Consider the following 15904-nt stretch of genomic DNA (forward strand, 5'->3'; position numbering starts at 1 on the left):
CCGAGATGAGCTACTTCCTCACCCAGGTCCTCAACGGCCTGTCCTACGGGCTGGTGCTGAGCCTGATCGCGGCCGGGTTCGCCATCGTCTTCACCTCGACCGGGGTGCTGAACTTCGCGCACGGCTCGATCGTGCTGCTGGGCGCGTACCTGGTCGCGGTCCTGCACCCGACGATCGGCTTCTGGCCCGCGATGCTGGTGGCGCTGTTCGGTGCGGCGCTGGTCGGGGTGCTGATCAACGCGCTCCTGGTGCGCAACCTCGCCGATCCCACGCCCGGGGCCGCGGCCATCCTCATGCTCGGGGTGGACATCGTGCTGCTCACCGAGCTGACCCGGCGGATCGGCAACCAGGTGCTCCCGGTCGGCGCGCCGTGGGGGGCCTCGGTGGTCCGCTTCGGCGAGATCGCGCTGCCCACCGGACGGGTGGTGGCGGCCGGGGTGACGGTGGTCGCGTTCGCCGCCCTCTGGTACCTCTTCTCCCGCACCGATCTCGGCGTGGGCATGCGGGCCGCGGCCGCCGACGGCCCGACCGCCTCGCTGATGGGCATCCGGCTGTCCCGGACGGCGGCCACCGGCTGGGCGCTGGCCGGGGTGCTGGCCGCGGTCGCCGGCGTCTTCCTCACCTCCTTCCCCTCGCCGGGAGTCGCCCCGACGATCGCGCTCAGCGCCTTCGCGGCGATCCCGGCGTGGGTGCTCGGCGGGTTCGACTCGGTGCCCGGGGCTGTCGTCGGCGGCCTGCTCATCGGGCTCACCAGTGCCCTGGTCACCGGCTACGAGGGCGACCTCGAGCACGTCCTGGGCGCCGGGTTCGGCGAGGTCGCGCCGTACGTGGTCATGATCGTCGTCCTGCTCGTGCGGCCCTCGGGCCTCATGGGCAGCAAGGAGGCCGTCCGTGTCTGATCTCCTCCGTCGGCTCGGCGGTCTCGCGCTCCTCGTCGTCGCCCTGGCGCTGCCCCTGGTGCTCAACGACTTCTGGCTGCAGACCGGGCTGTTCGTGATGGCCGCGGCCATCGGGGCGGTCGGGCTCACCCTGCTGGTCGGCGTCGCCGGGCAGCTGTCGCTGGGGCACGCGGCCTTCGCCGCGATCGGCGCCTACGTGTACGCGTGGTCCACCGGTGAGACCACGACGTCGGTCACCGGCGGGGGTCTGCCCCCGCTGCTGGGGCTGGCGCTGGCCGCGCTCGTCGCGGCGGGGGTGGGCGCCGCCTTCTCGCCGGTGGCCGGCCGGCTGCGCGGCATCTACCTCGGCCTGGCCACCCTGGGGCTGGTCTTCATCGTCCGGCACCTGCTGCTCAACCTCACCGACTGGACCGGCGGGTTCACCGGCCGGTCGGTCGAGTCCTTCGCACTCGGCGGGTTCAGCTTCAGCAACCGCGACCCCGACTACCTCGCCGTCGGTGGCGTGGAGTTCGAGGGCCTGCACCGGCTCTGGTACCTCTTCCTCCTGCTCGCGGTCGTGGCCTGCTGGCTGGCCGGCAACCTGCGGGCGAGCCGCACCGGCCGGGCCTGGGCCAACGTGCGTGACTCCGAGACGGCGGCGGCCGCCATGGGCATCGGGGTGGCCCGGGCGAAGGCGGCGGCCTTCGTCGTCTCCTCCGCCTACGCCGGGACCGCCGGCGCGATGCTGGCGCTCGCCTACGGCCGGGTCGCGCCGGACGTCTTCTCGCTGACCGCGTCGGTCGACTTCCTGGTGATGATCGTGCTGGGCGGGCTGGGCTCGGTGGCCGGTGCGGTCGTCGGCGCGCTCTTCGTGACGGCGTTGCCGCTCGTGCTGGCCGAGTACAGCTCGGCGCTGCCCTTCCTCGCCGCCCCCGGTTCGGGCGGCCTGGACCCCTCGACGGCCTCCCGGATCGTCTACGGGGTGGCGATCATCGCCGTCCTGGTCTTCCTCCGCGGCGGTCTCGCCGGCGCCGGTCGCCGACTCCGGCACCGGCTCGGGGGCGGCGGTCCCTCCGGCGACGCCGGCACCACCGACCCGGACACCCCCGGTCCCGGCCCCGCCGGCCGCACCGCACCGGCCTCCGGCACCACCGACCCCAGCACCCCCGACGGCAGCCACCCGGCCGCGGTCACCCACCCCCGGTCGAAGGAGACCACCCGATGAAGCACCTGCCCCGCACCTGTGCGCTGACCGCCGCGGCCGTCACGATGCTCTCGCTGGCCGCCTGCAGCACCACGGACCCGGACGCGTCGGGCGGCAGCGGCGGCGGTGCCGAGGGTGACGTGACCACCGGCAGCGGGGTCACCGACTCCGAGATCACCGTCGGCATGCTCACCGACCTGTCGGGGCCCTTCGCCGCGGGCGCCGCGGTGCAGGTCACCCAGACCAACGCCTACTGGGACCAGGTCAACGCCGACGGCGGGGTCTGCGACCGGGACGTCGTGGTCGACGTGCAGGACCACGGCTACGACCCGCAGCGCGCGGTCACCCTCTACCGGAGCATGGCGCCGGACGTCATCGCCCTGCAGCAGGTCCTCGGCGGCCCGACCAGCGCGGCCGTGCTGCCGCTCGCCGAGCAGGACGACGTGTACGTCGGCGGCGTCGGGTGGACCGGCTCCGCGCTGCAGTACGAGAACAACCAGCTCCCCGGCGCCAGCTACGCGATCGAGGCCGCCAACGCCGTCGACTACCTGGTCGACGAGCTCGGTGTGCCCGAGGGCGGGAGCATCGGCGTCGTCTACTTCGCCGGGGACTACGGCGGCGACGCCCTGGCGGGGGCGGAGCACGCCGCGGAGGAGCGGGGTGTGGAGATCGTCGCCCAGGAGATCACCTCGCAGACCACCGACCTGTCCGCGCAGGCCTCGGCGCTGGTCCAGGCCGACGTGGCCGGCGTCGTGCTCGCCGCCGCGCCCACCCAGCTCGCCTCGCTGGCCGGGGTGCTGGCGACCCAGGGGGCCGACGTCCCGATCGTCGGGATGAACCCGACGTTCAACCCCTCGCTGCTGGGCAGCCCGGTCGCGGACGCCCTGCTGGCCAACGCCTACAGCATCACCAGCGTGGCGCCGTACGCCTCGGACGCCCCGGGCGTCCAGGCCGCCAACGAGCTGTACGCGAGCGTCGCCCCGGACGGCGACCTGGGCTGGGAGGTCCCGCTGGCCTACGTGCAGGGCGAGCTGCTCCGGCAGGCGCTCGAGGGTGCCTGCGAGTCCGGCGAGCTGACCCCGGAGGGCGTCGTCGCCGCGCTGCAGGAGAGCTCCTCGGTGGACACCGACGGTCTGCTGCCCGACGGGCTGGACTACTCCCAGGCCGGGCAGTCGCCCACCACCACCGTCTACGTCTCCAAGGTGGACGCCGACGCCGAGGCCGGGCTGGCGCTGCTGGAGGAGTTCAGCGGCCCCAGCGCGGAGTCCTTCTCCTACGGGGGCTGAGCGGTGCCGGCGCTGGCGGTGAGCGAGCTGCGGTCGCCGGGCGTCGGCCTGGGGGAGGGCGTGCTCGGCGACGTCCTCTCCCGGGCGGTCCGGGAGGGGCCCGAGGACCTGCTGCTGAGCACGCCGGCCACGGGCGAGACCTGGACGGCGGCCGAGCTGCTGGCCGACGCCCGGGCGGTGGCCGCCGGGCTGCTGCGTGACCGGGCGCCCGGTGCCCGGATCGCCACCTGCCTGGGCAACGGGCCGGCGCCGGTGCTGCTGCAACTGGGCGTCGCGCTGGCCGGGATGACCCTGGTGCCGGTCAACCCCCGGTCCCGGCCGGCCGAGCTGGAGCACGCCCTGCGGCTCTCCGGCGCGGAGTGCGTCGTCGCCGCCGAGGACGTCGCCGGCAACCCGGTGGCCGACCTCTGCGCGGCCGTCGCCGGCGTCGAGGTCGTCCGGGTCGGCGCCGACTGGCGGGCCGCCCTGCCGGCGGCCGTGCCGGGGGAGCTGCCGGTCGTCGACCCCGACAGCCTCGCCCAGGTGCAGTTCACCTCCGGCACCACCGGCCGGGCCAAGGGCGTGCGGATCACCCACCGCGCCATGGTGGTCACCGGGCACGCCTTCGCCGCGCGGCTGGGGCCCACCGCCGGGCGGACCTGGTGCAACCCCATGCCGCTGTTCCACACCGCGGGCAACGTGCTCGGGGTGGTCGGGGCGTTGTGGGCGCGGGCCGAGCACGTCGTCCTGCCGTTCGCGCCGGGGCCGGTGCTGCAGGCGCTGGCCGACCGCCGGGTGACCATGCTGTCGGCGGCCCCCACCCTGCTGGACCTGCTGGCCGCCCACGGCCCGCCCGAGCTGCCCGACCTGCGCGTGCTCTTCACCGGCGGGATGACGGTGACGCCGGCCTTCGTCGACCGGGTGGAGCAGGTCTTCGACGCGCGGCTGTCGATCACCTTCGGCATGACCGAGACCTGCGGGGCCGTGCTGCAGACCGCGCCGACCGACCCCGACCCGATGCGCCGGGAGACCGTCGGCGCGCCCCTGGCCGGCACCGACGTCCGGATCGCCGGCCCGGACGGTGACGCCGTGCCGCCCGGGACGCCGGGGGAGCTGTGGGTGCGCGGCGCGCGGATCACCCGCGGCTACCTGGACGACCCGGCCGCGACCGCCGCGGCCATCGACGCCGACGGCTGGCTGCACACCGGCGACCTGGCCGCGATGGACGCCGGTGGCGCCTGCCGGGTCGTCGGCCGGCTCAAGGACATGATCAAGACCGGCGGGGAGAACGTCTCCCCGGTCGAGGTCGAGGAGGTGCTGGCCGAGCACCCGGACGTCGCCCGGGCCGCCGTGGTCGGGGTGCCGGACGAGCGGTGGGGAGAGCTGGTGGTGGCCTTCGTCGTCCCGGCGGGCGGTCGGGACCCGCACCCGGCCGAGCTGACCGAGCACTGCCGGGAGCGGTTGTCGCCGTTCAAGGTGCCGCGCTCCTGGCGGGTGGTGGACGAGCTGCCGATGACCGCCTCGGCCAAGGTGCAGCGCGCCGAGCTGCGCCGGATCGCGGCGGCGCTGTGAGATCCGGACTGCTGGCCGACCTCGCGGCCGAGGGCGAGGCGCTGGAGAGGCTGCTCGTCCCGTCGGCGTCCACGGACTGGGCCCGGCCCACCCCCGCGGCCGGGTGGACCGTCGCCCACCAGGTCGCCCACCTGGCTTGGACCGACGAGGTGGCCCTGCTGGCCGCCACGGACCCGGCCGCCTTCGCCGTCCGGGCCGCCGGGGAGCCGGCCGACGCCGTCACCCGCGGCGCCGAGGAGGGGGCGGCCGACCCGCCCGCGGCGCTGCTGGCCCGGTGGCGGACCGGCCGGGGAGCCCTGGCCGAGGCCCTCGCGGCCGTGCCCGACGGCACCCGGCTGCCCTGGTTCGGCCCGCCGATGAGCGCGGCGTCGATGGCCACGGCCCGGCTGATGGAGACCTGGGCGCACGGCGTGGACGTCGGGGACGCCCTCGGCCGCCCGCCCCACCCCTCCGCCCGGCTCGACCACGTCGCCCACCTCGGCGTGCGCACCCGGGCGTTCGCCTTCGCCGCGCACGGCCGGCCGGCGCCCACCGCCCCGATCCGGGTCGAGCTGACCCGCACCGACGGCTCGCGCTGGACCGACGGGCCGCCCGACGCCGGACAGTCGGTCACCGGGCCGCTGCTGGACTTCTGCCTGCGGGTCGTCCAGCGCCGTCCCCGGACTGCCCTGTCCCTCGTCGCGGTCGGCTCGGACGCCGACGCGTGGCTCGACGTGGCGCAGGCGTTCGCCGGCCCGCCGGGACGGGGCAGCGACGGTCTTCCGTGAGGCGGAAGGAGGGCTGTCCTCCGCCGTGACTGCCGTCACGCTGGGGGAGTCGAAGAGGACACCAGCGGGAGGAACACCATGACGTCGATCGTCCGGAACCAGTGGTACGTGGCCGCCTACGGCCGAGAGGTCGGCCGCGAGCTGTTCAGCCGCACGATCTGCGGGGAGTCGATCCTCTTCTGGCGGACCGAGGCCGGCGAGGTCACCGCGATGAGCGACCGCTGCGTGCACCGCCGGTTCCCGCTCTCGCAGGCGCCCAGTCACCTGGTCGGCGACACCGTCGTCTGCGGCTACCACGGCTTCACCTACGGCGCCGACGGCGGCTGCGTGGCCGTGCCCGGCCAGACCCGGGTGCCGCGCACCGCCCGGCTGAAGAGCTACCCGGTGGTGGAGCAGGACAGCTTCGTCTGGGTGTTCATCGGCGACGCCGAGAAGGCGGAGAGCGTCACGATCCCGCGGGCGCCGTGGCTGGCCCAGGAGGGCTGGACGACGGTCAGCGGCATGGAGCCGCTCGCCGCCCGGGCCAGCCTGCTGGTGGACAACCTGATGGACCTCTCGCACGAGACCTACCTGCACGGCGGGTACATCGGGACGCCGGAGGTGGCGAACACCCCGATCACCACCGAGGTCGACGACGCCGCCGGGGTCGTCTACGTCAGCCGGCACATGGCCGACGCGGAGTGCCCGCCGTTCTACGCCAAGAGCACCGGCATCACCGGCCGGATCACCCGCTGGCAGGACATCGAGTTCACCCCGCCATGCCTGTACAAGCTGCACAGCCGGATCGCCCCGGTCGGGGTGCTGCCCAACGACGACGGCACCGACCCGGACGCCTTCCACGTCGAGGTCGTCTACGCGATCACCCCGGAGACGGAGTCGACCACGCACGACTTCTGGGCCGTCGCCCGCGACTTCGCCCTCGACGACGAGGGGGTGTCGGAGTTCCTGCGGGAGAGCAACCGCACCGTCGTCCTGCAGGACGTCGTCGCCCTCGATGTGCTGGAGAAGGTGCTCACCGGCGAGCCGGACGGCTACCAGGAGCTCTCCATCAACATCGACACCGGTGGCCTGGCCGCCCGGCGGATCATCGCCCGGCTGGCGGCCGAGGGCGACGGCGAGCAGGCACCTGCCACCCCGCCGGCCCGCACCCCTGCGGCGGCCACCCGGTGACCGGCGTCCCCGCGCCGCGCGATGGATCGGTCACCCGGCAGCCGGAGCTGCCCGCACCGCGCCAGGTGCTCGAGGGCGAGCGGGTGCTGCGGGTGAACTGGCTGCCCGGCTCCGACCGGCTGCGCGGCCTGTGCCACTGCGGCGCCGAGGCCGAGGCGTCGGACCCGGTGGAGATGTGGGAGTGGCTGCTGGCCCACCCCGATCACCCGGCGGACGGCCCGACCGAGCCCCCGGCGACGGGCCCGCTGCCCACCCCACCGGCCCACCTGGTGACCGACCCCCTGGTGATCATCCGCCGGGTGCCCGTCCCCGCCTGACGCCCCTTCCGCGACAGGCATAGGAAGCTTTCCGCCCAGTTTCTCGGCCGAGAGTGGGTGAAAAGCCTCCTATGCCTCGCCGTGCCACGACGAGGAGAGAAGTGCACAGCACGCATGACGAGGTCGACCTGCGGCTGCAGGTGGCCCGGCGGACGACGGGCGCCGAGGGCGTCGTCGTCCTCGAGCTGCGCGACCCGACCGGCGCCGACCTGCCGGCCTGGTCGCCCGGCGCGCACATCGACCTGCTGCTGCCCGGTGGGCTGACCCGGCAGTACTCGCTGTGCGGCGACCCGCACGACCGGGCGGTCTGGCAGATCGGGGTGCTCCGCGAGCCGGCGGGGCGGGGCGGCTCTGCCCTCGTGCACGACCAGGTGCAGGAGGGCGCGGAGATCGACGTCCGGGGGCCGCGGAACCACTTCGAGCTGGTGCCCGCCCCGCGGTACGTGTTCCTCGCCGGCGGCATCGGCATCACCCCGATCCTGCCGATGGCCGCCGCCGCCGAGGAGGCCGGCGCCACCTGGGAGTTCCACTACGGCGGGCGCACCCGGACGTCGATGGCCTTCCTCGAGGCGCTGGAGGCGCTGGAGGCGAAGACCGGGCACGGCCTGCGGGTCACGCTGCACCCGCAGGACGAGGTGGGGCTGATCGACCTCGACCGCATCCTGGGCACCCCGCAGCCGGACACCAAGGTGTACTGCTGCGGCCCCGAGCCGCTGCTGGCCGCGGTGGAGCAGCGCTGCGCCGACTGGCCACCCGGGGCGCTGCACGTGGAACGATTCGCCCCGAAGGAGCAGGGCGAGCGGGTGCTCAGCGGCGACTTCGACGTCGAGCTGACGCTGTCGGGCACGACGCTGACGGTCCCGCCGGACAAGTCGATCCTGCAGGTGGTGGAGGAGGCGGGCATCCCGGTCCTCTCCTCGTGCCAGGAGGGGACGTGTGGCACGTGCGAGACCCCGGTGCTGGACGGGACGGTCGACCACCGCGACTCGCTGCTGACCCCGGAGGAGCAGGCGGCGAACGACACGATGTTCATCTGCGTCTCCCGCGCCGCGTGTCCGAAGCTGGTCCTGGAGCTCTGACCCCGGCCGGGCCGGGCGCGCGGCGGACGGCGGGCAGCAAGCTGCTCGCCGTCCTCGACGCGTTCACCCGGGACCGGCGCGCGCTGACCCTGTCGGAGATCGCCCGCGCCACCGACGTCCCGCTGTCGACCGCACACCGGCTGATCGCCGAGCTGTGCAGCTGGGGCGGGCTCGAACGCGACCCCGACGGTCGGTACCGGGTGGGGCTGCGGCTGTGGGAGCTGGGCGCGCTGGCACCGCGCGGACTGGGCCTGCGGGAGGCGGCCCTGCCGTTCATGGAGGACCTCTACGAGGTGACCCACGAGAACGTCCAGTTGGCGGTCCGGGACGGCGTGGAGGTGGTGTTCGTCGAGCGGTTCGCGTCCCGGGACGCGGTCGCGGTCTACACCGAGGTCGGGGGCCGGTTCGCGCTGCCGCCCACCGGCGTCGGGCTGGTGCTGCTCGCGCACGCACCGCCCGAGGTGCAGGAGCAGGTGCTCGGCTCGCCGCTGCGCCGGTACACCGCGCAGACGATCACCGACCCGGTGCAGCTGCGTCGGGTCCTGGCCGAGGTCCGTCGCGCCGGGGTGGCGGTCAGCGACCGGCAGGTCACCGACGACGCGGTCTCGGTGGCCGCGCCGATCTCCGCCCGCGGCGAGGTGGTCGCGGCGCTGTCGATCGTGGTCCGGGGCAGCTCTCCGGCCGCCGTCCGGCCGATGGCGTCCGGCGTCCGGGCCGCCGCGCGGGCGATCAGTCGCACCCTGGCCGGAGGCCCGGCCGAGGGCTGAGGTATGGCGCGCTAACGGACTCCCGGAGTTCTCCCGAAGATCGTCTGGGTGTCACCCGTTGGTCTGCACCGGCGACGGAGAGTTCCCGCGACAGATGCAGCACGGACTATGCGGGAGCGCCTCGATGAGCCACGACCACGACCACCCCCACCACCACGACCACGACCACGGCCACTCGCACGGTGCGGTCTCCGGCGTGGAGGGCACCTGGGCCGACCCGCAGGCCGACGACCCGTTGTCGGTGTCGCGTCGCGCCTTCCTGGCCACCACCGCCGTCGTCGCCGGTGCCGCTGCCGGGCTGGGCAGCGCCGTCGGCGGCGTGGGCCAGGGGGTCGCTGCCGCCGCCGGCGCCGGGACGACGGCGAACGCCTGGACCGGGCGCACCCGGTACTACGCCGGTGACCACCACATCCACACCAAGTACTCGCCGGACGCGCAGTACGACGTGGCGACGCAGATCATCAAGGGCCGGCAGTACGGCCTGGACTGGATGGTCATCACCGACCACGGTGGCGTCGCGCACCAGAAGCTCTCGATCGACAAGATCACCCCGGAGATCGAGAAGGTCCGCCGGCAGTACGCCGGCACGATGATCTACCAGGGCCTGGAGTGGAACATCCCGGGCGCCGAGCACGCCACGGTCATGCTGCCCCCGGGCAGCGCGACCGTCGACATCCTGAAGGCCTTCGAGGCCGGCTACGACGGCAGCGCGCTGGCGGCCAAGGGCGTGACCGGGAACGTGGAGCCCTACGCCATCGACGCCCTGAAGTACCTGGACAACCAGGTGCGCAACCGGCGCACCGAGATCGCGCTGATGTTCGCCAACCACCCGAGCCGGCAGGGCATCGACAGCCCGCACGAGATCCGCAACTGGCGGGACGCCGCCCCGCAGGTCGCCGTGGGCATGGAGGGCGCGCCCGGTCACCAGGCCGCCGGCATCCCGACGTCGCAGGGCGGCCCCGGCAGCGGCCGCGGCTACTACGACAACGCCGGTGCCAACCCCACCCGGTTCCTGCCCTACCCGCCGGAGTCCTACCGCACCTTCGGTGGCTTCGACTGGATGACCGCCACCGTCGGTGGCCTCTGGGACTCGCTGCTGGCCGAGGGCAAGCCCTGGTGGGTCACCGCGACGTCGGACTCGCACCGGGTCTTCCGGGACACCCGCATCCAGGGCCCGCTGGACTTCAACGCCAACGGCACCAAGGGCGATGCGGTCGACACCGGCCGTCCGATCACCCAGTACGGCGACTTCTGGCCCGGCCAGTACAGCAGCACCCTCGTGGGCTCGGACTCCCGTTCCTACGTCGGGATCATGCAGGGCCTGCAGGCCGGCAAGGTCGTCGCCGTGCACGGCCGGATCATCGAGGCCCTGGACGTGCGGGTCCGCTCCGCGAAGGACGGCGACCCGCAGGGCGCCACGCTCGGTGGCCGCACCTGGGTGCGCCGCGGTGGTGACGTCACGGTGACCATCACGGTCAAGGTGGCCGGTGGCGCCAACGCCAACGGCGACGTGCCCAAGCTGGCCAAGGTCGACGTCATCAGCGGCCCGGTCACCGGTGCCGCGTCCGACCGGGACGTCTTCACCGCCCCGGAGACCGCCGTCGTGAAGACCTTCGAGGTCGGTCGCGGCCGGGCGCAGTGGACGTTCGAGCACACGTTCACGAACGTGGAGCGGTCCTTCTACGTGCGCCTGCGGGGCAGCGACGGCAACCAGCTGGACGCCGCCGGCAACCCGCTGATGGACGTCGTCGGGGACGCGAACCCGTGGGAGGACCTCTGGTTCTACGCCAACCCGGTCTTCGTCGACGCCGTCTGATGACCGCCTCGCTGACGGCACTCTGGTGGGGCGGGGCGCCGGCGGACGACCAGATCGCCGACGCCCACCTCCTGGCGGCGGTCGACGAGGCGCTGTCCGGCTCGGGCGCCGAGGCGGAGCTGGTCTGCACCCACGTGGACAGCTCCGCTCCGGCGCCCCGGGTCGGCGTCTCGGTCCGGCTGACCGGGGAGCCGGCCGACCCGGCGGCGACCCGATCGGCCCTGGCCCGGGCGCTGGCCGGCCCGGTGGTGGCCGGCGGGACCGAGGACGCCGAGGTCGCCGGGGCGGCCCGGACGGCGCTGCGCGAGGCCGGTGCCGGTGAGGCCGGCCGGGCGATCCGCTTCCCGGGCTCGGCCTCGATCACCGGGCGGGTCTCCGTGGCCGACCTGATCGCCGCGACCGCGATCGACCAGGTCGTCGGGATCGGCGTCGAGTCGGCCGGCACCGATGTCGTGGACACCGGGCCGAACGGGTTCCTGCGGCCACGGTTCTCCGGCGGCCGGCTGGCCCTGCTGGTCGAGCGGGCGGCCGGGGGCGTGCTCCAGCCGTTCGAGATCGAGAACCCGCACGAGTGCTGCGAGGGCGGTCACTGACCGACTCCCTGGGGGGCAGAAATGGCCATTTCTGCCCCCCGGGGCCCTCAGACCGCCGGGGTGGCGAAGCCGATCTCCTTGTCGGCGACGCACGCCGGGAAGGTCTCGAACACCCGGGCCCGCTCGGGGGAGTCGTGGTAGACGTCCTCGACCCGGCGGAACTCGTCCTGGTCGCCGTCGTGTGCGACGGCCCAGGTGAAGGTCTGGTGCTCCTCGTCGGCCAGGGCGAACAGCACCCGGAAGCCGTACTGCTCGCGCACCGGCAGCAGGGTCGGGAACCAGGCCAGGAAGTCGGCCATCCGGCCCGGTTCGAGCACGTATCGGCGCAGCTGCACGGTCTCCATGTCGCAATCCTGCCCGTCGTCGTCCGGCGGCACCGCCGGCCGGTGCCTGTGCGGTCGACCGGCGACCCACGGCAGACTGTCGGTGTGCGCTCCCCGACGGACGGCTGGACGACCTGCGCCCTGGGCCACCGGCACTGGGGGCTGGCCGGCGCGGCCGGCCTGCTGCTGCACCGGCCGGGTGCCGGTGGGATCGAGGTCCTCCTGCAGTTGCGGGTCGAGTGGTCGCACCACGGCGGCACCTGGGGCACCCCGGGCGGTGCGCTGCACCCGCAGGAGTCCCCGGCCGACGGCGCGCTGCGCGAGGCGGCCGAGGAGCTCGGGTTGCGCCCGGCGGACGTCGTCCTGGGCGTGGAGTCCGTCGACGACCACGGCGGCTGGGTCTACACCACCGTCCTGGCCACGCCCGCCGGCGTCCTCGAGCCCGACGACCTGGCGTTGACCGAGGAGAGCGCGGGCGTCGGCTGGTTCCCCGTGGACGCCTTGCCGGTGCTGCACCCGGGGTTCGCCGCGGCCCTGCCGGTGCTCATGCACGCGTTGACCGGCTCCGCCGCCTCATGACCGGACGGCAGACCGCAGCCCGGGTCCACTGGACGGTGCTGGCACTCGTCGTCGCGGCCTGCCTCGTGACGTCCCTGACGCGCACCCTGGTCGAGACGTCGGGCGGCCGCACCACCGTGGTGACCGAGCTGATCCGGTGGCTGAGCCTGTTCACCGTCTGCAGCAACCTGCTGGTGCTGGCCGCTGCGACGTCCCTGGCGCTCGACCCGGTGCGCTCCGGTCGCCTCTGGCGGGTGCTGCTGCTGGACGCGCTGCTGGCCATCACCGTCACCGGGTTGGTCTTCTCGGTCCTGCTCTCGCCGACCGTGGACCCCGCCGGGGTGACCGTGTGGACCAACCTCGTGCTGCACTACCTGTCCCCGCTGGCCATGGTCGTCGGCTGGCTGGTCTTCGGGCCGCGGCCGCGGATCACCGGCGGCACGGTCGCCTGGGCGATGCTCTTCCCGGTGGGCTGGATCGGCTGGACGATGTGGCACGGCGCGCAGAGCCGCTGGTACCCCTACTTCTTCCTGAACGCCCGCGACCTGGGTCTCGCGATCGCGTTGCGGAACACCGCCCTCGTCGTCCTCCTGGCGCTGGTGTTCCTGCTCGTCTACTGGGCGGCCGACCGGTGGCTGCCGGCCACCCCCGACCGCCCCCGCGAGCCGCAGGGCGCCGCCACGACGGGCTGACCACGGGCGGGTCGGCGGCCATCCGTGCGGCGGCGCTCAGCCCACGGTGACGGTGACGGTGACCAGCCGGTGGTCGCCGAGTGGCAACTGCCGGACCTCGGGGCGCTGCGGGTCCAGGCCGGCCGGGCCGAGGACGTGGTCGAACTGCACCCGGGGGGCCGGCGCGGGGTAGCTGAGCTCGCGGACCAGCCGCGGCGCGCCGAACACCCGGGCCGGCACCCCACCGACGAGGTTCAGGTCGCCGGCCAGCACGACCGGGCCGGGGAGCTGGGCGCACCACCGGCGCAGCCGGTTCAGCTGGCGCAGCGCGGTGTGCGGTGCGAACGAGAGGTGGGTGCTGACCACGGTGCAGTGCTCCAGCTCCGCTGCGATCGCCAGGCGCGGCTCGTCGGGGAACCACCACCGGCGCAGCTGCCCGGTGCGCGGATCGGTGGCCCGCAGCGGGAGCCTCGCCCGCCCGGCGCCCAGCGCCAGCACCGACCAGCGCTGCACGGGCAGCCGGCTGACCAACGCGATCCCGTAGTGCGGACCGGTCAACGTCTCCCAGGACCCGCGCAGCACCGGCGGGTCGACCGGCGTCCAGCTGCGGAAGGGGTCGGGGGTGCCGGCGACGGCCGCGGCGAACCGCCAGTCGGCGGCGCCCAGCCCGGCGGCCACCTCGGCCGGCTGGTCGACACCGTGCGAGCGCGGCTGGCCGACGTCCACCTCCTGGACGGCGAGGACGTCGGCGTCCACCCCGGCGACCGCGGCCCGCAGCCCGGCGGCGTCGAGCGAGCGCCCGACGCCGTCCCGGCCGGAGGCGAGGTTCAGCGTCCCGACCCGGAGTTCCATGCCGCCATCAGACCAGTCCGGTGGTACTTGTGCTCTGCTCACCCGTGGTGAGCAGAGCACAAGGTGCCGGAGGGCACCTGGTCGGCGAGGCGGGGGGAGGGCCGGGCAGCTAGGTTCGGGCTCGTGAGTGCCCGCGCCGACGTGTCCGAGATCTTCGACCCCACCGCCTGGCGGCCGGTCGAGGGCTTCGAGCAGCTGACCGACGTCACCTACCACCGCGCCGTGGACGCCGGGGTCGTGCGGATCGCGCTCGACCGGCCCGAGGTGCGCAACGCCTTCCGCCCGCAGACGGTCGACCAGCTGCTCGCCGTCTTCGAGCACGCCCGGCTGGCCACCGACGTCGGCTGCGTGCTGCTGACCGGCAACGGCCCGAGCGAGAAGGACGGCGGCTGGGCGTTCTGCTCCGGCGGCGACCAGCGGGTGCGCGGGAAGTACGGCTACGAGGCCGGCGACGGCGCGACCGGCAGGCTGCACATCCTCGAGGTGCAGCGGCTCATCCGGTTCATGCCGAAGGTCGTCGTCTGCGTCGTCCCCGGCTGGGCGGCCGGTGGCGGGCACAGCCTGCACGTGGTCGCCGACCTCACCCTCGCCAGCGCCGAGCACGCCCGCTTCAAGCAGACCGACGCCGACGTCGGCAGCTTCGACGGCGGTTTCGGCTCGGCGTACCTGGCCCGCCAGGTCGGGCAGAAGTTCGCCCGGGAGGTCTTCTTCCTCGGCGAGGAGTACTCCGCCGAGGAGGCGCACCGGATGGGCATGGTCAACCGGGTCGTGCCGCACGCCGAGCTCGAGGCCACCGCGCTGGACTGGGGGCGCCGGATCGTCGCCAAGAGCCCGACCGCCCAGCGGATGCTCAAGTACTCGTTCAACCTGATCGACGACGGCCTGGTCGGTCAGCAGCTGTTCGCCGGGGAGACCACCCGGCTGGCCTACATGGCCGAGGAGGCCGTGGAGGGCCGGGACTCGTTCCTGGAGAAGCGCCCGGCCGACTTCTCCCGCTTCCCCTGGCACGCCTGAAGGAGGACGAAGATGATCGTCGAGGTGATCGGTGGCGCCGACGAGGTCCCCGAGGTGCGGGTGGCCGACGTCGACGACGTGGCCCGGCTGCACCTGGCCGTGGGCGCGCTGACCGACGAGGACGTCGACCGGGCGTTGCGTGACGCGGGCATGGGCCGGCTGACCGACGGTGACACCGCGCTGCTGGACGTGGCGGCCCTGCGCGCCGCGGCCGGTGCCCGGGCGACCGCCGACGACTGGGCGCAGGACTTCGACCGGATGGTGGCGCAGGCCGTCGAGAAGGGCTGGACCGCGGACGACGGAGCCAGCCTGCAGGTGCACGTGGAGCCCGCCGCGTCGGCCTGAAGCCGGTGCGCCGCCAGTGTGATCTCGATGTGGAGTCGCTCGGTTGTTGTGGTCACTCCACTTGTGTGGGCACGATTGCACGGTGACGACGACCGAACGGCCTCCGCGACCCGCCGGCGCACGCCCTCCGGGCCGTCCGCTGTCCTCGGAGCTGTCCGACCAACTGGTGGCCGTGGCGGTGGAGATCCTCGCCGACGAGGGCTGGGGGAGGCTCAACAGCGACCGCGTCGCCGCCCGTGCCCGGGCCGGCAAGGCCGGCATCTACCGGCGGTGGCCGACGATGGCCGCGCTGGCGCGGCATGCCCTGAGCACTGCCCCGCTGGTGGAGCTGCCGGCCGACTCCGGGTCGCTGCGCGGTGACCTCTGCGAGCTGCTGGCCCGCTGGACCCGGCCGCTGGACCGGGCCGAGCGCGCGGCGGCGAGCCTGATGGGCGCGGCGCGGCACGACGACGACCTGCGCGCCGGCCTGGAGGAGGCGCTGGTGCTCCCGCTGGCCGGTGTCGTGCGGGAGATCTCGGCACGGGAGGCCACCCGCGGGCGTGAGCTGTCGCAGCAGCGGGTCGCGCTGCTCGGCTCGGTGGTCCAGGCGCTCTGGTGGCAGCGGTACACGACCTTCGGTCCGGTGCCGATGAGCACCCCGCAGGTCGAGCAGCTGGTCACCGACGTGCTGCTGCCGATCGTCGCGCCCGAGCAGCTGCCGGCGGGCTGAGCCC

The 15904-nt window shown here is 74.4% G+C and carries 17 protein-coding genes and 1 pseudogene; 16 read left to right on the forward strand and 2 right to left on the reverse strand.

What is annotated here, in order from left to right; genetic code table 11:
• The first annotated feature begins 5 nt into the window (after nt 1-5).
• From O2V61_RS00835 to O2V61_RS00885, 11 genes and pseudogenes are all read left to right on the forward strand, one after another.
• Nucleotides 6-899, forward strand: coding sequence for a branched-chain amino acid ABC transporter permease (locus tag O2V61_RS00835; protein WP_269181446.1), 894 nt, complete (start codon nt 6-8; stop codon nt 897-899).
• A complete protein-coding gene (locus tag O2V61_RS00840) occupies nt 892-2103 on the forward strand; it encodes a branched-chain amino acid ABC transporter permease (protein WP_269181447.1) in 1212 nt (403 codons plus the stop codon). Before O2V61_RS00835 ends, O2V61_RS00840 begins: the two co-directional genes overlap by 8 nt.
• Entirely contained in the window at nt 2100-3368 is a 1269-nt protein-coding gene (locus O2V61_RS00845) for an ABC transporter substrate-binding protein (RefSeq protein ID WP_269181448.1), read from the forward strand. Before O2V61_RS00840 ends, O2V61_RS00845 begins: the two co-directional genes overlap by 4 nt.
• Before the next feature lie 18 nt (nt 3369-3386).
• A complete protein-coding gene (locus tag O2V61_RS00850; protein ID WP_269181449.1) occupies nt 3387-4919 on the forward strand; it encodes a class I adenylate-forming enzyme family protein in 1533 nt (510 codons plus the stop codon).
• Nucleotides 4916-5686, forward strand: a complete 771-nt coding sequence (locus tag O2V61_RS00855) for a TIGR03084 family metal-binding protein (RefSeq protein WP_269181450.1) — start codon at nt 4916-4918, stop codon at nt 5684-5686. Before O2V61_RS00850 ends, O2V61_RS00855 begins: the two co-directional genes overlap by 4 nt.
• 78 nt (nt 5687-5764) lie before the next feature.
• On the forward strand, nt 5765-6856 hold the full coding sequence (locus tag O2V61_RS00860; RefSeq protein ID WP_269181451.1) for an aromatic ring-hydroxylating dioxygenase subunit alpha: 1092 nt from the start codon (nt 5765-5767) through the stop codon (nt 6854-6856).
• Entirely contained in the window at nt 6853-7173 is a 321-nt protein-coding gene (locus tag O2V61_RS00865; RefSeq protein WP_269181452.1) for a hypothetical protein, read from the forward strand. The genes O2V61_RS00860 and O2V61_RS00865 overlap by 4 nt, the downstream gene beginning before the upstream one ends.
• Nucleotides 7174-7334: 161 nt before the next feature.
• Nucleotides 7335-8252 (forward strand): annotated as a pseudogene (locus O2V61_RS00870) (PDR/VanB family oxidoreductase); the annotation flags it as partial.
• Nucleotides 8225-9019: an IclR family transcriptional regulator gene (locus O2V61_RS00875; RefSeq protein ID WP_269181454.1), complete on the forward strand. Its 795-nt coding sequence runs from the start codon at nt 8225-8227 to the stop codon at nt 9017-9019. The pseudogene O2V61_RS00870 and the gene O2V61_RS00875, both read left to right, overlap by 28 nt.
• A 124-nt stretch (nt 9020-9143) precedes the next feature.
• Entirely contained in the window at nt 9144-10835 is a 1692-nt protein-coding gene (locus O2V61_RS00880) for a PHP domain-containing protein (RefSeq protein ID WP_269181455.1), read from the forward strand.
• On the forward strand, nt 10835-11428 hold the full coding sequence (locus tag O2V61_RS00885; RefSeq protein WP_269181456.1) for a hypothetical protein: 594 nt from the start codon (nt 10835-10837) through the stop codon (nt 11426-11428). Before O2V61_RS00880 ends, O2V61_RS00885 begins: the two co-directional genes overlap by 1 nt.
• A 47-nt stretch (nt 11429-11475) precedes the next feature.
• Here the strand turns inward: O2V61_RS00885 and O2V61_RS00890 are convergent, their stop codons facing one another.
• Nucleotides 11476-11772: a hypothetical protein gene (locus O2V61_RS00890; protein ID WP_269181457.1), complete on the reverse strand. Its 297-nt coding sequence runs from the start codon at nt 11770-11772 to the stop codon at nt 11476-11478.
• An 84-nt stretch (nt 11773-11856) separates the two neighbouring features.
• On the opposite strand from O2V61_RS00890, the gene O2V61_RS00895 reads away from it, so the two are divergent.
• Both O2V61_RS00895 and O2V61_RS00900 read left to right on the forward strand, forming a co-directional pair.
• The gene (locus O2V61_RS00895) at nt 11857-12330 is read left to right on the forward strand and encodes an NUDIX domain-containing protein (RefSeq protein ID WP_269181458.1); all 474 of its coding nucleotides are present in this window, start codon (nt 11857-11859) and stop codon (nt 12328-12330) included.
• Entirely contained in the window at nt 12327-13001 is a 675-nt protein-coding gene (locus O2V61_RS00900; protein WP_269181459.1) for a Pr6Pr family membrane protein, read from the forward strand. The genes O2V61_RS00895 and O2V61_RS00900 overlap by 4 nt, the downstream gene beginning before the upstream one ends.
• A gap of 36 nt (nt 13002-13037) precedes the next feature.
• Here the strand turns inward: O2V61_RS00900 and O2V61_RS00905 are convergent, their stop codons facing one another.
• Nucleotides 13038-13832 (reverse strand): endonuclease/exonuclease/phosphatase family protein, encoded by a 795-nt coding sequence (locus tag O2V61_RS00905; protein ID WP_269181460.1) that lies wholly within the window; start codon nt 13830-13832, stop codon nt 13038-13040.
• Nucleotides 13833-13955: 123 nt separating this feature from the next.
• Between O2V61_RS00905 and O2V61_RS00910 the strand changes: the two genes are divergently transcribed.
• The 3 genes from O2V61_RS00910 to O2V61_RS00920 all read left to right on the forward strand — a co-directional run bounded on the left by O2V61_RS00910 (nt 13956) and on the right by O2V61_RS00920 (nt 15900).
• The gene (locus O2V61_RS00910; RefSeq protein ID WP_269181461.1) at nt 13956-14846 is read left to right on the forward strand and encodes a 1,4-dihydroxy-2-naphthoyl-CoA synthase; all 891 of its coding nucleotides are present in this window, start codon (nt 13956-13958) and stop codon (nt 14844-14846) included.
• A gap of 12 nt (nt 14847-14858) precedes the next feature.
• On the forward strand, nt 14859-15191 hold the full coding sequence (locus tag O2V61_RS00915; protein WP_269181462.1) for a hypothetical protein: 333 nt from the start codon (nt 14859-14861) through the stop codon (nt 15189-15191).
• 82 nt (nt 15192-15273) lie between these two features.
• The gene (locus tag O2V61_RS00920; protein WP_269181463.1) at nt 15274-15900 is read left to right on the forward strand and encodes a TetR-like C-terminal domain-containing protein; all 627 of its coding nucleotides are present in this window, start codon (nt 15274-15276) and stop codon (nt 15898-15900) included.
• The last annotated feature ends 4 nt before the right edge of the window (nt 15901-15904 follow it).

Source organism: Modestobacter sp. VKM Ac-2985, assembly GCF_026967925.1.
Classification (GTDB): domain Bacteria; phylum Actinomycetota; class Actinomycetes; order Mycobacteriales; family Geodermatophilaceae; genus Modestobacter.

What these genes read in the sequence shown, in the direction of transcription:
- O2V61_RS00905 (WP_269181460.1), bottom strand. Translation starts at nt 13,832, where the DNA reads ATGGAACTCCGGGTCGGGACGCTGAACCTCGCCTCCGGCCGGGACGGC.
- O2V61_RS00860 (WP_269181451.1), top strand. Translation starts at nt 5,765, where the DNA reads ATGACGTCGATCGTCCGGAACCAGTGGTACGTGGCCGCCTACGGCCGA.
- O2V61_RS00835 (WP_269181446.1), top strand. Translation starts at nt 6, where the DNA reads ATGAGCTACTTCCTCACCCAGGTCCTCAACGGCCTGTCCTACGGGCTG.
- O2V61_RS00915 (WP_269181462.1), top strand. Translation starts at nt 14,859, where the DNA reads ATGATCGTCGAGGTGATCGGTGGCGCCGACGAGGTCCCCGAGGTGCGG.
- O2V61_RS00885 (WP_269181456.1), top strand. Translation starts at nt 10,835, where the DNA reads ATGACCGCCTCGCTGACGGCACTCTGGTGGGGCGGGGCGCCGGCGGAC.
- O2V61_RS00900 (WP_269181459.1), top strand. Translation starts at nt 12,327, where the DNA reads ATGACCGGACGGCAGACCGCAGCCCGGGTCCACTGGACGGTGCTGGCA.
- O2V61_RS00880 (WP_269181455.1), top strand. Translation starts at nt 9,144, where the DNA reads ATGAGCCACGACCACGACCACCCCCACCACCACGACCACGACCACGGC.
- O2V61_RS00845 (WP_269181448.1), top strand. Translation starts at nt 2,100, where the DNA reads ATGAAGCACCTGCCCCGCACCTGTGCGCTGACCGCCGCGGCCGTCACG.
- O2V61_RS00890 (WP_269181457.1), bottom strand. Translation starts at nt 11,772, where the DNA reads ATGGAGACCGTGCAGCTGCGCCGATACGTGCTCGAACCGGGCCGGATG.